The sequence below is a fragment of the Pseudomonas sp. RU47 genome (genome assembly GCF_004011755.1).
GTDB lineage: Bacteria > Pseudomonadota > Gammaproteobacteria > Pseudomonadales > Pseudomonadaceae > Aquipseudomonas.
Window position 1 is genome coordinate 1,068,838 of sequence record NZ_CP022411.1, and the last position, 14,997, is coordinate 1,083,834.

Sequence of the window (14,997 nt, forward strand, 5' to 3'; positions counted from 1 at the left end):
GATTTATCGTTCATAACCCATCCGCCAACTCACGGCCCGCGTCGCCGCCAGCAATCGCTGCGCCGCCGGGCCGTTTTCGTCAGCATGGAACAGCGAGGTCGGGCCAACGATGGTCAGCACGGCGGCGACCTGGCCAACGGCGTTGAACACCGGGGCCGATAACGCATCCACCCCCGGCATCAGCAGACCATGCACATGATGCAGGCCGCGTTCGCGGATCTGTTCACACAGCGTCGTGTAGGCTTTTTCGTCCTTCAAAGGATGATCGACTGCGGCGATTTCCAGTTCGCGCAAATCGTCGGTTTCCCGAGGCGGCAGGTAGGCGCTGAAGACCAGTCCGGTCGATGAACTGAGCAGCGGCAGCACTGAACCCAATTGCGTCACCACCGTCACCGCGCGCACTGCAGGTTCGATGTGCACCACCGTTGCGCCCTGATTGCCCCACACCGCCAAAAAGCAGGTTTCGTTGAGTTCGTCGCGCAGTTCGGCCAGCGGCAGGGCGGCGACTTTCAGCACGTCCATACTGTTGAGTGCAGCCAGGCCGACACGCAGCGCTTCGCGGCCGAGACCGTAGTGGTTGGTCGCGGTGTTCTGCTCGGCAAAACCCGAGGCGATCAACGCTTGCAGATAGCGATGAACCTTGCTCGCCGGCATCTGCACATGTTCGGCCAGACGCGACAACGAAGTCGATGGCGACAACTCGGCCAAGGCCTTGAGGATGTCGGTGCCGACTTCGGCGGAGCGGACTTTCTGTTTGCCGTTGCTGTCGCTGGTTTTTTCCATGGTGCGGCCGGGTTCCGAAACGAATGGGCGTCTTTATAGCTTGACGCTGGATAGCGAGCAAATTACGTTATGCGTAATCGAATTACGAAAATAACAACCCCGGCGTGCCGAAACCTCTGAGCCAGAGCGATGGGCCACTGCCGACTCCCTGTTCAGGAGGCTCCATGAACCTCGATTCAACCGCGCAGGTGCTGGCGTATCAGTCCGGTTTCGGCAACGAATTCAGCACTGAAGCGTTGCCCGGCGCGCTGCCCGTCGGCCAGAACTCCCCGCAAAAAGCCCCGTACGGCCTCTACACCGAATTATTTTCCGGCACCGCGTTCACCATGACCCGCAGTGAAGCGCGGCGCACCTGGATGTACCGCATTCAGCCGTCGGCCAATCACCCGGCCTTCGTCAAACTGGAGCGGCAACTGGCCGGTGGCCCCATGGGTGAAGTGACGCCCAATCGCCTGCGCTGGAACCCGCTGGAGATCCCGGCCGAACCGACCGATTTCATCGACGGACTGGTGAACATGGCCGCCAACGCCGGCGCGGAAAAACCGTCCGGTATCAGCATCTACAATTACGTCGCCAACCGTTCGATGGAGCGCGTGTTCTTCAACGCCGACGGCGAACTGCTGCTGGTGCCGCAACTCGGCCGTCTGCGCATCGCCACCGAACTGGGTGTGCTGGACGTGGCGCCGCTGGAAATCGTCGTACTGCCACGCGGGCTGAAATTTCGCGTTGAATTGCTCGATCCGCAAGCACGTGGCTATGTCGCCGAGAACCATGGCGCGCCGCTGCGCCTGCCGGATCTGGGGCCGATCGGCAGTAACGGTCTGGCCAATCCGCGCGACTTCCTGACCCCGGTCGCCGCTTACGAAAACCTGCAACAGCCGACCACGCTGGTGCAGAAATTCCTCGGCCAGTTGTGGGCTACCGAACTCAATCACTCGCCGCTCAACGTGGTCGCCTGGCACGGCAACAACGTGCCGTACAAATACGATCTGCGCCGTTTCAACACCATCGGTACGGTGAGTTTCGATCACCCGGATCCGTCAATCTTCACCGTGCTGACCTCGCCGACCAGCGTGCACGGTCTGGCCAACCTCGATTTCGTGATCTTCCCGCCGCGCTGGATGGTCGCCGAAAACACCTTCCGTCCGCCGTGGTTTCATCGCAACCTGATGAACGAGTTCATGGGCCTGATCCAGGGCGAATACGACGCCAAGGCTGAAGGTTTTGTGCCCGGCGGCGCGTCGCTGCACAGTTGCATGAGCGCTCACGGCCCGGATGGCGAGACCTGCACCAAAGCGATCAACGCTGAACTGAAACCGACCAAGATCGACAACACCATGGCCTTCATGTTCGAGACCAGCCAAGTGCTGCGCCCAAGCCGCTTCGCCCTCGACTGCCCGCAACTGCAATCCACTTACGACGCTTGCTGGGCCACGTTGCCCGCCACGTTCGACCCGACCCGGAGATAACCCATGACGCAGAATTCCATCACCCGCAGTTGGGTCGCTTCGGCCAACGACCACACCGATTTCCCGCTGCAGAACTTGCCGCTCGGCGTGTTCAGCATCGCCGGTGCGCTGCCGCGCGCTGGCGTGGCGATTGGCGACCACATCTTCGATCTGCAAGTGGCGCTGGAGGCCGGGCTGTTTGACGGTGCCGCGCGCAGCGCCGTGGAAGCCATGCATGGCGGCCAGTTGAACGCGTTCTTCGACCTCGGTAGCGAGGCACGTGTGGCCCTGCGCACACGCCTGCTGGAACTGTTCAGCGAAGGCAGCACGCATCGCGGCAACATCGAAGCCCAAGGCGCGAAACTGCTGCCACTGGCCGCCGATTGCCAGTTGCATCTGCCGGCACGCATCAGCGATTACACCGATTTCTATGTCGGCATTGAACACGCACAAAACGTCGGCAAACTGTTCCGCCCGGATAACCCGCTGCTGCCGAACTACAAGCACGTACCGATCGGTTATCACGGTCGCGCCTCCACTGTGCGTGCCTCGGGTACCGATGTGCGTCGCCCGAAAGGTCAGACCTTGCCGGCGGGTGCGAGCGAGCCGACGTTCGGCCCGTGCGCGCGCCTCGACTATGAGCTGGAACTGGGCATCTGGATCGGCCAGGGCAACGAGATGGGCGATTCGATCGCCATTGGTGATGCCGCTGATCACATCGCCGGTTTCTGCCTGCTCAACGACTGGTCGGCCCGCGATATCCAGGCCTGGGAATACCAGCCGCTGGGGCCGTTCCTGTCGAAAAGTTTTATCACCAGCGTCTCGCCATGGGTTGTAACTGCTGAAGCCTTGGAACCGTTCCGCACCGCGCAGCCGAAGCGTCCTGATGGTGATCCGCAACCTTTGCCGTATCTGTTCGACAAGCGTGATCAGGACGGCGGAGCCTTCGACATCGAACTGGAAGTGCTGCTGCTCACCGAAGCCATGCGCGAGCAGAACCTGCCGGCCCATCGCCTGACCCTGAGCAACACCCGCTACATGTACTGGACCGTCGCGCAAATGGTCGCGCACCACAGCGTCAACGGTTGCCAGTTGCAGGCCGGTGACCTGTTCGGTTCGGGCACTTTGTCCGGCCCGGAAAACGGCCAGTTCGGCAGCCTGCTGGAAATCACCGAGGGCGGTAAAAAACCGATCGAACTGGCCTCTGGCGAGGTGCGTAAATTCCTCGAGGACGGTGACGAAATCATTTTGCGCGCACGTTGTGCCCGTGATGGTTTTGCTTCGATCGGCTTCGGCGAGTGCCGCGGCAAAGTGCTGGCGGCGCGCTGACAGGAGCTGCTTATGGATCTTTATACCTATTACCGTTCGACCTCGTCGTATCGAGTACGGATCGCACTGGCCTTGAAAGGCCTCGACTATCAGGCGTTGCCGGTCAATCTGATCGCACCGCCGGGTGGCGAGCATCGGCAAGCGGCGTATCTGGCGATCAATCCGCAAGGCCGGGTGCCGGCCTTGCGCACTGACGAAGGTGAGTTGTTGATTCAGTCGCCGGCGATCATCGAATACCTGGAGGAACGTTATCCACAGCGGCCACTGTTGCCGGAGGACCTTGTCGCCCGTGCCCATGTGCGCGGCGTGGCGGCGGTGATCGGGTGCGATGTGCATCCGCTGCACAACGTCAGCGTGCTCAATCGCCTGCGCCAGTCGGGGCAGGACGAGCCGCAGGTGGTCGAGTGGATCAGTCACTGGATCAGCCAAGGGCTGGCGACGGTGGAACAGTTGATCGGTGACGAAGGCTTCTGTTTTGGCGAGTGGCCGTGCGTGGCTGATGTGTACCTGATTCCGCAGTTGTATGCGGCAGAGCGCTTCAATGTTTCGCTGGAGGCTTACCCGAAAATCCGCCGGGTCGCCGCACTGGCGGCTGAACATCCAGCGTTCATCAAAGCCCATCCTGCCAATCAACCAGACACCCCATAACCCTGTAGGAGTGAGCCTGCTCGCGATGAGGGAGTGTCAGTCACTCATGTTCTGACTGACCCACCGCTATCGCGAGCAGGCTCACTCCTACAAGGGAATATCGCCATTCGCATAATCATAAAAACAAAACAGGTACCTTGCGATGCACAACCAGATTGCCAGCTTCCGGGCGGCGCTCGACGCCCGTCCTGTGTCCCGCTATCAGTGGTTACTGTTGATCCTGCTCGCGCTGTTGCTGGTCACCGACGGCTACGACGCTCAGGTGCTCGGTTACGTGGTGCCCGCGCTTGCGCAGGACTGGGGCCTGGAAAAGTCGGCGTTCGGACCTGTTTTCAGCGCCAATCTGCTCGGTCTCACCCTTGGTTCACTGGCGGTCACGCCGCTGGCTGACCGCTTTGGCGTGCGACGGATCCTGCTCGCTTGCGTACTGATCTACGCCACGCTGACCGTGCTGATGGTCTTCGCCGACTCGCTCAATACGCTGATGATCGCGCGCTTCATCTGCGGCATCGGCATGGGCGGCGCGATGCCCAGTGCCATGGCGTTGATGTCGGAATACTCGCCACCGCGTTTACGCACCTTGATGGTGACGCTGGCGGCTTGTGGCTTCTCGTTCGGTGGGGCAGCCGGTGGTTTCGTCGCCGCAGGGTTCATCGACCAATTCGGTTGGCAAGCGGTGTTTCTCGCCGGTGGCGTCACGCCGTTGCTGCTGTTTCCGTTTCTGTGGTGGATGCTGCCGGAATCGCTGCCACGCCTGCTGCGTGATGCGCCGCCGTATGCACGACTGCGCAAAGTCACCGCGCGCATGCTGCCTGACTGGCAACCGCCGGTGGCGACTGTCGAGCAGAACAAACGTGAGCAGGGCAGCAAACTGACCGTGGTCGAGTTGTTCCGCAACGGTTACGCACGGCCGACCTTGCTGATCTGGGCGACGTTCTTCGTCAGCCTGATTCTGCTGTATTTCATGATCAGCTGGCTGCCGACGCTGCTGTTGGAAAGCGGCCTGAAACTCAACGAAGCCAATCTGGTGACGTCGATGTTCCTCTTCGCCGGTACTTTGGGCGCGATTTGCATGGCCTGGTTCGCTGACCGCTTGAAGCGCAAGGTACGTCTGTTGTCAGCGGTGCTGGCGGGCGCAGCGCTGTGCACGATTTTGCTCGGGCTCAATCACGACAACCCACGCTATCTGGTGGCCTGCGTTTTTGCCGCCGGCTTCTGCATCATCGGCGGGCAACTGACGTTAAATGCGTTCGCCAGTAATTTCTACCCGGCGCATGTACGTGCCACGGGCACCGGATGGGCATTGGGTGTGGGGCGGTTCGGTTCGATTCTCGGGCCGCTGTTCGGCAGCCTGCTGCTGGCGATGCACATTCCGGTGGCGCAGATTTTTTTCTTCTGCGCGATCCCGGCGGTCATCGCCGCGTTGCTGATTATTCAAGTACGTTCGCCCACCGACACAGCGCAATCCCCTGTGGGAGCTAGCCTGCTAGCGAAGAACGATAACGCGGTTTAACTGAGAGACCGAGCCGCCTGCATCACTAGCAGGCTAGCTCTCACAAGGTATCAGTGGACGACCGAGTTGGGCGGCAGGTGACCGAGGCGCTCGGTGAGGCGCAGGCGTTGAATCGGGTCATCGCTGAGCATCAGCGCATGCTCCAGATCGAAGCGCTCGGCATTCGGGCAGTCGAGCCGCTGATACAGACTGGCACGGGCCAGATAATCGGCGGCGCCAGCGTCACCCAGTTCGAGGACGCGCTCGGCGTCGATCAGCGCAGCAATAAAGTCATCATGGGTCAGGTGCAATTGGCGCAGGTTGCGCGACAGGCGCTGGAGCATCTGCTGCGGTGTGGCGGTCAGCAGATGCTCGGCGTTGAGCTTCATGTTCGGCCCGTACTGGCGCTGTAACAGCTCGCGACAATCATTGGGATACAAACGCCGGCCGCCACACGGATCAAGCAAGTGATCGGCACCGGGTACCCGCAACAGGAAGTGTCCGGGGAAGTTGACCCCGACCAGCGGAATTTCCAGACTGCGCGCCAGTTCCAGAGCAATCAGCGCCAATGCCAGCGGTTGTCCACGACGGGTCTGCAACACTTTGTGCAGCAACGCAGCCTGTGGGCGCAGCGGCAGAAAGTCGTCCTGTGCAAAGCCCAGATCGGTCATGCGGCGTAACAGGGGTTGTGCCAGTTCACTCACTGGCAGCATCGGCAAACCGTAACTGACCCGTTGCTGCAGATCCTTGAACTCCAGCAGCAGGGCTTCGGGATCGACCGCTTTTTCGTGCTCGGCCGCCATCCACAGCGCGGCTTCGAACAGCGCGGGCGGTGAACGGTGCAGGCATTCGAAAAAACGTTGACGCGCACTCATCGAAATCTCCGGGGAATGCCTCGTTTTAGCCCGGTCCGTGCCATTCGTCCAGTACCCCCGCTGCGCGGGTTTACGGTTATGCCGCAAAGCCGTGGTCTGTGCAGGCGCTTATTCCGGTGCGCTCCAGCAATTTTCAGGCGCAGGCCTATACTGGCGTTCTACAAGAAGTGATTCGGGAGCCCAACGATGTTTGCGCTCATGCAAAGCACTCGCCTGGAATCGCTGCACCTTAGCGTTGACCCGGTCTCCGGGTTGAAGGCGGTCATTGCCATCCATAACAGTCGCCTCGGGCCAGCCTTGGGCGGATGTCGTTATCTTGCCTATCCCAATGACGAATCTGCCGTTGAAGATGCCATTCGCCTCGCTCAGGGCATGAGCTACAAAGCCGCGCTGGCGGGTCTGCAGCAGGGCGGCGGGGTTGCGGTGATCGTGCGTCCGGTGCATGTGGAAAACCGAGGGGTACTGTTTGAAGCGTTTGGCCGCTGCATCAATCAGCTCGACGGCCGCTACATCACCGCGATCGACAGCGGTACGTCGGTGGCGGATATGGATTGCATCGCTCAACAGACCCAGCATGTCACTAGCACCACCTCGGCCGGCGACCCGGCGCCACACGCAGCGATGGGGGTGTTCACTGGCATTCGAGCAACGGCGATGGCCCGGCTGGGCAGCGATAATCTCGAAGGCTTGCGCATTGCGATTCAGGGCCTGGGCAATGTCGGTTTTGCCTTGGCCGAGCAACTGCACGCCGCCGGGGCTGAGTTGCTGGTCAGCGATATCGACCACGGCAAGGTGCAACTGGCGATGGAACAACTCAATGCTCACCCGATCGCCAACGATGCATTGCTCAGCACGCCATGCGACATCCTGGCGCCGTGCGGTCTGGGCGGTGTGCTGAACAGCCACACGGTCACCCAACTGCGGTGTTCGGCCGTGGCCGGTTCGGCAAACAATCAACTGACGCACCTGGATGTCGCCGATCAACTGGAGCGACGCGGAATTCTGTATGCGCCGGATTATGTGATCAATGCCGGTGGTTTGATCTACGTCTCGCTGAAACACCGTGGCGAGGAATTGCCGACGATTACTGCGCACCTGTCGAAGATCAGTTCACGGCTGACCGAGGTGTTCGCCCATGCGCAGGCGGAAAAACGTTCGCCGGCGCGGGTGGCGGATGAGTTGGCGGAGAAAGTTTTGTATCGCTGAGTTTCACAGGCATGAAAAAGGCCCTGAGCCATTTGACTCAGGGCCTATTCAATTCGGTCATCGCTTACTTTGCAGCTTTCGCCGCTTTGACCGGCTTCACCGGCGTTTCAGCAGGTTCTGCAGCTTCGGCATTATCGACCGGTTCGGCCGGTGCATTGAGCAGCTCGGACAATGCATCAGGCTGGCTCTTGAACGCCCGGGCGAACACATCGCGATTCTTCGCCATGTAGATCCCGGCTTCTTCCACTTGCTGTTCAGTCAGGGACGGAACAGCTTTTTGCAGGACATCGGCCAGATATTCGGCCAGTTCGAGCATTTTGTCATGACGGTCAGCTTCGGCTTTATCCATGAACAAGCGCTCCAGATCTCGGCTGCTGCGGTATACCACTTCGACGGCCATTCACCACCTCACATGCCTTCACATTAAGTTGTCTTGACGACTACTGTATCCATATACAGCGAAAAGGATAAGCGAATCCCTGCGCCATGGGTAGTGGCTTTTCAATGTAGACCGGATTTCGGGTTTGTCAGATGGACCTTAGCGTCTGCATTCGCGAGCAGGCTCGCTCCAACCATGGCGGAGGTGGTGCGACTAAACGCCACGGCGCGGGTCTGGCGGCGGTTCGCCATGATGGCGTGGCCTCTTTTCTGCATGAAAACCGTTACGTGCAGAAAACCGTCACGTCCAACACGCATCATCCGCTCGCATTCGAGCTAAGGAACATCATCGTGAAAATAAACTGGGCCGAGAAACTACGGCAAAACGTGCATCAACTGGCCGAGTCCCTGGGCAACCTGTTCGTCGAGACCTTCCACTATCTGGCGCTGTTTGCCATCGGTGCGGTGACGGCATACGCGGCGGTGATGGAGTTTCTCGGGATGCTCGAGGAAGGCCACATCAAGATCGATGACATTCTGCTGCTGTTCATCTATCTCGAACTGGGAGCGATGGTCGGGATTTATTTCAAGACCAACCACATGCCGGTGCGCTTTCTGATCTATGTAGCGATCACCGCGCTGACCCGTCTGCTGATCTCCAATGTCTCGCACCACAACCCGCCGGACATGGGCATCATCTATCTGTGCGGCGGGATTCTGCTGCTGGCGCTGGCGATTCTGGTGGTGCGTTACGCCTCGTCACAATTTCCCTCGGTGAAGATCGAGAAACCGCAGCGCACACTGGGCACCGGTTCCAGCGAACATCCTGAAGTCGAGAAGGGTGAGCTTTAAAGCCCGGCCGCTGGTCGGGGCTGGCTGCTGACGAGGGGCGGTGGCGGGGTCAGCCCGCTGCCGCTGGTCATGGCTTCGAGGATCGCCATGGCGCTGTGGCCCTGTTCGATGGCGATGCCGAACTGGATGCTTTGCACCAGTCGCTTGAGACGCGCGGGGTCGTTGCGCTGCTCGGCGCTGATCATGCGTTTGGCCACGATCCGGCCGCTATTGGACAGGGTCAGCATGATGCTGCCGTCCAGGCCCTGAATGCTCAGGTTGATCTGATAGTCCGGCGCGAAGGCATCGGTAATGATCTGAAAAGGATTGTCCATGATGCGTCACCGCCTGATTGAACGTGCAGTTGTTGACCGGCCGTGATCGGGTTGGTTCGCCAAACCGGATCACTGGCCATTCCGTGGTCTGTGTTGTTGCTTCGTATAGGAGTTGCCGCAGGCTGCGATCTTTTGCTCTTCAATGTTTTGATGTCGGTCACGAAGATCAAAAGATCGCAGCCTGCGGCAGCCCCTGCAGGTATGTAGCAAGGGCTGTGCCGGGAAAATTGTCGAACAATGAACACGGGCATAAAAAAGGCGAGCCGCTTGGCTCGCCTTTTTTAATGGCGCGTTTTCAGGGCAGAACCGAGTAGATGATCGCTGACAGTGCAATCAGGCCGATCAGCACCACAAACACGTTGGACACCTGGCCCGAATACTGGCGCAAGGCTGGCACGCGACGGATGGCGTACATCGGCATCAGGAACAACAGACAGGCAATCACTGGCCCACCGAAAGCCTCGATCATCCCGAGGATGCTCGGGTTGAAAGTCGCCACGGCCCAGCAACTGAGGATCATGAACACGGCGGTCGCGCGGTTCAGCCAGCTCGCTGACATGACACGGCCACGGCTGCGCAGGCTTTTCACGATCATGCCCTGGAAGCCTTCGCTGGCGCCGATGTAGTGGCCGAGGAAGGACTTGGTGATCGCTACCAGCGCAATCAGCGGCGCGGCATAAGCGATGACCGGGGTCTGGAAGTGGTTGGCCAGGTACGACAGGATCGAAATGTTCTGCGCCTTGGCCGCTGCCAGATCCGCCGGCGACAATGCCAGCACGCAGCTGAAGCAGAAGAACATTACCGTCACGACCATCATGCCGTGGGCCATGGCGAGGATGCCGCTGCTCTTGCGTTCGGCCTGCTCGCCGTAGCGTTGTTTCTGCTCAACCGCGAACGCGGAGATGATCGGCGAATGGTTGAACGAGAACACCATCACCGGGATCGCCAGCCACAGCGTCTTGAGAAAAACCGACATCGGCATGGCTTCTTGAGCACTGGCGAAAAAAGCGCCGTTCCAGTTCGGAATCAGGCTGACCGCGAGCAGCAGCAACGCGGCGACGAATGGATACACCAACACGCTCATGGCTTTGACGATGACGCTCTGACCGCAACGGACGATGGCCATCAAACCCAGAATCAACGCCAGCGAAAGGATCGCCCGAGGCGGCGGAGCGATGTGCAATTGGTGTTCGAGGAAGCTGCTCAGGGTGTTAGTCAGCGCCACGCTGTACACCAGCAGGATCGGGAAGATCGCGAAAAAATACAGCAGTGTGATCAGCTTGCCGGCACCGATGCCGAAGTGTTCTTCGACCACTTCGGTGATATCCCCGGAGCGCCCGGACAGCACGAAGCGGGTCAGGCCACGGTGGGCAAAAAACGTCATCGGGAAAGCCAGCACGGCGAGAATCAGCAACGGCCAGAAACCACCGACACCGGCATTGATCGGCAGGAACAACGTACCGGCACCGATGGCAGTGCCGTACAGCCCAAGCATCCAGGTGGTGTCGAATTTGCTCCAGCCCTTGTGGGCTGTTTCTGTATTGCGTGTGCGGTCTACAGCGGGATTTTCGGCAGCAGGTGTACGTACATCGGTCATCGGTATCGCCTCGTTATTATTTTTGCTCGGGCTCACGGTTGGCAGACCGTCGGGTGCGGTCTGCCGGGGCGGTCAGGGAATGCGCGTCAGCACTCCACCCAGCTCACAGCCAGGCCGCCCCGTGAAGTCTCTTTGTATTTGTCGTGCATGTCGGCACCGGTATCGCGCATGGTGCGGATCACCCGGTCGAGGGAAATGAAGTGCTTGCCGTCGCCGCGCAGGGCCATTTGCGTGGCGTTGATCGCTTTCACCGCGGCGATGGCGTTGCGCTCGATGCACGGCACTTGCACCAGACCGCCGACCGGGTCGCAGGTCAGGCCAAGGTTATGTTCCAGGCCTATTTCGGCAGCGTTCTCCAGTTGCTCCGGGGTGGCGCTGAGTACATCAGCCAGGCCGGCAGCGGCCATCGCGCAGGCCGAACCGACTTCACCTTGGCAGCCAACTTCAGCGCCGGAGATCGAGGCATTCTTCTTACAGAGAATGCCGACGGCGGCCGCGCCCAGGAAGAAAGCGACGACATCATCGTCAGACGCGTCCGGATTGAATTTCATGTAGTAGTGCAGAACCGCCGGAATGATCCCCGCTGCACCGTTGGTCGGCGCGGTGACCATGCGTCCGCCGGCGGCGTTTTCTTCGTTGACGGCGAGGGCGAACAGATTGACCCACTCCATCGCCGACAGCGTCGAACTTATCACGTTCGGCTTGCCGATCTCCAACAGGCTGCGATGCAGTTTCGCTGCACGACGTGGCACATTCAGACCACCGGGCAGAATGCCTTCGTGGCGCAGGCCTTGTTCGACGCATTCACGCATCACCGACCAGATGTGCAGAAGGCCCTGACGGATTTCTGCGTCAGTGCGCCAGGCGCGCTCGTTGGCCATCATCAGTTCGGACACGCGCAGATTGTGCTGTCGGCACAACGCCAGCAGTTCGGCAGCGCTGGAGAAGTCATACGGCAACACCACATCACCGGCCGGTGCGACACCGGACTCGGCTTCCGCCGCTTCGATGATGAAACCGCCGCCGACCGAGTAGTACGTCTGCTCGAACAGCTCGGCCGTTTCGCCAAAGGCTGTCAGCGACATGGCGTTGGGGTGGTAGGGCAGGCTCTCATCCAGCAGCAGGAGATCACGCTGCCAGTCGAAGGAAATTTCTCTTTGCCCGGCGAGAGACAGTTGGCCTGTCTCGCGCAGTTGCTGGATGCGTGGATCGATGGTCGACGGATCAATGCTGTCCGGCCATTCGCCCATCAGGCCCATGACCGTGGCGCGGTCGGTGGCGTGACCGACACCCGTGGCCGACAGCGAACCGTATAAACGGATTTCCACACGGCGCACATCGTTCAACAGATGCTGATCGATCAGCGCCTGAGCGAAGGTTGCCGCCGCACGCATCGGACCGACGGTATGGGAACTGGACGGGCCGATGCCGACTTTGAATAGATCGAAAACACTGATAGCCATGCTAAACCCTTACAAGCAATGGAGTAGGAATCGCTGCCATTTTTTGTAGGACAAGCGCAATGTCGGCGATACTGCCTACCTCGGTCCTACGTGACTAACGAAACTTCCTAAGTAAGCCTTTAGCAGGACTAAACGATGAGTCGTCAATTGCATGCCCAGACCTATGTCTGGCTGCAGGTGTTTTCCTGTGCCGCGCGGCATCTGTCGTTCACCCGTTGTGCCGAGGAACTGCACATCACGCCGGGGGCGGTTAGCCAGCAGATCCGCCAGTTGGAGGAACGCCTCGGGTTTCGCCTGTTTCATCGGCGCGCGCGCGGTGTGGAATTGAGTGCAGAAGGGCAGCGGCTGGCCATTACCGTTAATGAAGCGTATGGCAGCATCGATGCGGAATTGCGTCGACTTGATGCCGGAATGATCAGCGGGATTTTGCGTGTGCGCTCGATTCCTTCGTTTCTCAGCAAATGGCTGACGCCGCGCTTGCCGCGCCTGCAACAGCGCTATCCGGATATTCAGCTTCGGCTGGTCGCCGAGGACAGTAGCGTGCCGTTGCACGAAGGCGACTTTGATCTGGCGATCGATTTGAACGACGGCAGTTACCCGGGATTGTTATCCACAGCCTTGCTCGACGAGCAGATTTTCCCGGTGTGTGCGCCGAGCCTGTTGCGCGGGCGACCGCCACTGCACGGGCCGGCGGATCTGGTGCATTTTCCGTTGCTGCACGACATCACTGCCTGGCGTGGCAGTTATGAATACGCGGAGTGGGAATTCTATTTAAACGCGATCGGCTTTGAAGGCGCCGACGTACGGCGTGGACATACCTTCAACCGCAATCACCTGACCATCGAAGCGGCGATTGCCGGCATGGGTGTGGCGATTGCCCGCCGCACCTTGCTTAACGATGAGCTGGAGCGGGGGACGTTGATTGTGCCGTTTGGCCTGTCGGTGCCCAATCACAAGCGCTACGTGTTGCTGTATGCGCCGGGGGCCTTGAGCCATCCGGGCGTGCGTGCGGTGCATGATTGGCTGGTCGAGGAGGCGGGGATATTTCGTAGTTTGCACCCGTTGAACGACGGGCATTTGTGAGCAAATTTTGCCGGGTTGCGAGGCGACCCAACTCCCGACCTTACCAGTGCCTTGCTCGGTTGTCCGGCTTTTTTTGCGAATGAATATTTATCTTTTTTCAGGGGTTGAAATGTTCGCCGGTCGGGCCGATTGTTGTAACCAGGAGGTCAGGAAATTCAACTCAAGGCCTCTCACGAGCTAGCTGAAATAAGGGATGAACTATGCAAATCCAAGTCAACAGCGATAACCATATTCAAAGTAGTCAACGACTGGAGGAGTGGGTACGTACAACCATTGAGAGCACGCTCGAACGTTATGAAGAAGACCTGACCCGTGTCGAAGTCCACCTGAGCGACGAGAACGGTGACAAACCAGGTCCCCATGACTTGCGCTGCCAACTGGAAGCGCGGCCGAAAGGCCATCAACCGATTTCCGTGACCCATAAGGCCGATTCGCTGGAACTGGCGATCGACGGCGCTGCCGAAAAACTTGAGCATGCACTGGAGCACCTGTTTGGCAAACTGCGAGGCAAGCCACGTGCCGCCATCGTGCCATTTAGCAAGGCGAATGACGCTCTGCTGGAGGAAGAATTTCTTGAGAACGAACAGGCAGCGATCAACAGTTGATGCGCTGACTTTATAAGCCACCCAATGAGAACGGGCCTGCGGAAGCAGGCCCGTTTTTGTTTGTGGAGTTATTTGCGCAGGGCATAAGAGAGCGCCCCCTCACCCCAGCCCTCTCCCTCCGGGAGAGGGGGCCGACCGAGGTGTGTTGCGGGTTACATCGACCTGAAAGACAGCGTCGACTATGGATTCGGCAAAGCACTTCAGGTTGATGTATTTCTGAAGCATCCCGCAATCAGTCCCCCCTCTCTCCGGGAGAGGGCCGACCGAGGTGTCTGAAGAGGTACGTCGACCTGAAAGACCGAGTCGATTATGGATTCGGCAAAGCAGAATCAGGTCGGCGTAGCTCGCAAGCATCCCCCGGTCAGTCCCCTCTCCCTCTGGGCGGTCCGACGTTTCGGGAGGGTTAGGGTGAGGGTATTTTTCGATTCGCTGCAATTCTTATGATCTGCTCCAGCACATCGTCCATCTGCTGGATCACCTCGAGATTACTGAAACGCACAATTTCAATCCCCTTTTGATTCAGATAGCGTGTCCGGCGCTGATCATGAATCAGTCCCTGCGTTTCAAAGTGCTGACCACCGTCCAGCTCAATCGCCAATTTCAACTCCGCACAGTAAAAATCCAGCACGTAAGGCGGACACGGAAATTGCCGGCGAAATTTCAGATTGGCGATCTGGCGGGAGCGGAGTTTTTGCCAGAGCAGGTGTTCGCAGTCGGTTTGGTTGACGCGGAGCTGGCGGGCGAATTGGGCGAGGGTGAGGCGGGTTTGCATGCTTCACGATCCTTGTGAAGTTGGTTTGATATTTCACTGTAGCCGAGAACCCTCACCCCAGCCCTCTCCCAGAGGGAGAGGGGGCCGACCGAGGTGTCTGGCGTTGTACATCGACCTGACAGACCGAGTCGATTATGGATTCGGCAAAGCGG

14 protein-coding genes and 1 pseudogene are annotated in these 14,997 nt (G+C 59.5%); 8 read left to right on the forward strand and 7 right to left on the reverse strand.

Annotated features, from left to right (window positions below):
• Positions 1-3: 3 nt before the first annotated feature.
• Positions 4-783 (reverse strand): IclR family transcriptional regulator, encoded by a 780-nt coding sequence (locus CCX46_RS04700; RefSeq protein ID WP_127925872.1) that lies wholly within the window; start codon positions 781-783, stop codon positions 4-6.
• 164 nt (positions 784-947) lie between these two features.
• Here CCX46_RS04700 and hmgA point away from each other — a divergent pair, with 164 nt between their 5' ends.
• From hmgA to CCX46_RS04720, 4 genes are all read left to right on the forward strand, one after another.
• On the forward strand, positions 948-2,252 hold the full coding sequence (hmgA, locus tag CCX46_RS04705) for a homogentisate 1,2-dioxygenase (RefSeq protein WP_127925873.1): 1,305 nt from the start codon (positions 948-950) through the stop codon (positions 2,250-2,252).
• Between the two features lie 3 nt (positions 2,253-2,255).
• Positions 2,256-3,560, forward strand: a complete 1,305-nt coding sequence (gene fahA / locus CCX46_RS04710) for a fumarylacetoacetase (RefSeq protein ID WP_127925874.1) — start codon at positions 2,256-2,258, stop codon at positions 3,558-3,560.
• A gap of 12 nt (positions 3,561-3,572) precedes the next feature.
• On the forward strand, positions 3,573-4,208 hold the full coding sequence (gene maiA / locus CCX46_RS04715) for a maleylacetoacetate isomerase (protein WP_127925875.1): 636 nt from the start codon (positions 3,573-3,575) through the stop codon (positions 4,206-4,208).
• 142 nt (positions 4,209-4,350) lie between these two features.
• Positions 4,351-5,721: an MFS transporter gene (locus tag CCX46_RS04720; protein WP_127925876.1), complete on the forward strand. Its 1,371-nt coding sequence runs from the start codon at positions 4,351-4,353 to the stop codon at positions 5,719-5,721.
• A gap of 50 nt (positions 5,722-5,771) precedes the next feature.
• On the opposite strand, the gene CCX46_RS04725 is transcribed toward CCX46_RS04720, so the two are convergent.
• Positions 5,772-6,575 carry a SirB1 family protein gene (locus tag CCX46_RS04725; protein WP_127925877.1) on the reverse strand — a complete coding sequence of 268 codons (804 nt, stop codon included), beginning with the start codon at positions 6,573-6,575 and terminating at the stop codon, positions 5,772-5,774.
• Positions 6,576-6,761: 186 nt separating this feature from the next.
• On the opposite strand from CCX46_RS04725, the gene CCX46_RS04730 reads away from it, so the two are divergent.
• Complete coding sequence (locus CCX46_RS04730; RefSeq protein WP_127925878.1) at positions 6,762-7,781, forward strand: Glu/Leu/Phe/Val dehydrogenase family protein; 1,020 nt, start codon at positions 6,762-6,764, stop codon at positions 7,779-7,781.
• 145 nt (positions 7,782-7,926) lie between these two features.
• On the opposite strand, the pseudogene CCX46_RS04735 reads toward CCX46_RS04730, so the two are convergent.
• Positions 7,927-8,181: pseudogene (locus CCX46_RS04735) on the reverse strand (YebG family protein); the annotation flags it as partial.
• Between the two features lie 329 nt (positions 8,182-8,510).
• Between CCX46_RS04735 and CCX46_RS04740 the strand changes: the two are divergent.
• Complete coding sequence (locus CCX46_RS04740; RefSeq protein WP_053117232.1) at positions 8,511-9,011, forward strand: phosphate-starvation-inducible protein PsiE; 501 nt, start codon at positions 8,511-8,513, stop codon at positions 9,009-9,011.
• Here CCX46_RS04740 and CCX46_RS04745 read toward each other — a convergent pair.
• The 3 genes from CCX46_RS04745 to CCX46_RS04755 all read right to left on the reverse strand — a co-directional run bounded on the left by CCX46_RS04745 (position 9,008) and on the right by CCX46_RS04755 (position 12,385).
• Positions 9,008-9,325: a DUF3509 domain-containing protein gene (locus tag CCX46_RS04745; RefSeq protein WP_127925879.1), complete on the reverse strand. Its 318-nt coding sequence runs from the start codon at positions 9,323-9,325 to the stop codon at positions 9,008-9,010. The two genes, CCX46_RS04740 and CCX46_RS04745, sit on opposite strands and share 4 nt — an antisense overlap.
• A 295-nt stretch (positions 9,326-9,620) precedes the next feature.
• On the reverse strand, positions 9,621-10,922 hold the full coding sequence (locus CCX46_RS04750) for an HAAAP family serine/threonine permease (protein ID WP_127925880.1): 1,302 nt from the start codon (positions 10,920-10,922) through the stop codon (positions 9,621-9,623).
• A gap of 86 nt (positions 10,923-11,008) precedes the next feature.
• Positions 11,009-12,385, reverse strand: coding sequence for an L-serine ammonia-lyase (locus tag CCX46_RS04755; RefSeq protein ID WP_127925881.1), 1,377 nt, complete (start codon positions 12,383-12,385; stop codon positions 11,009-11,011).
• 135 nt (positions 12,386-12,520) lie between these two features.
• Between CCX46_RS04755 and CCX46_RS04760 the strand changes: the two genes are divergently transcribed.
• The gene (locus CCX46_RS04760) at positions 12,521-13,468 is read left to right on the forward strand and encodes a LysR substrate-binding domain-containing protein (protein ID WP_127925882.1); all 948 of its coding nucleotides are present in this window, start codon (positions 12,521-12,523) and stop codon (positions 13,466-13,468) included.
• Between the two features lie 200 nt (positions 13,469-13,668).
• Positions 13,669-14,073, forward strand: coding sequence for an HPF/RaiA family ribosome-associated protein (locus CCX46_RS04765; protein ID WP_127925883.1), 405 nt, complete (start codon positions 13,669-13,671; stop codon positions 14,071-14,073).
• A gap of 403 nt (positions 14,074-14,476) precedes the next feature.
• On the opposite strand, the gene CCX46_RS04770 is transcribed toward CCX46_RS04765, so the two are convergent.
• Positions 14,477-14,845, reverse strand: a complete 369-nt coding sequence (locus CCX46_RS04770; protein ID WP_127925884.1) for an endonuclease domain-containing protein — start codon at positions 14,843-14,845, stop codon at positions 14,477-14,479.
• Positions 14,846-14,997 lie beyond the last annotated feature (152 nt).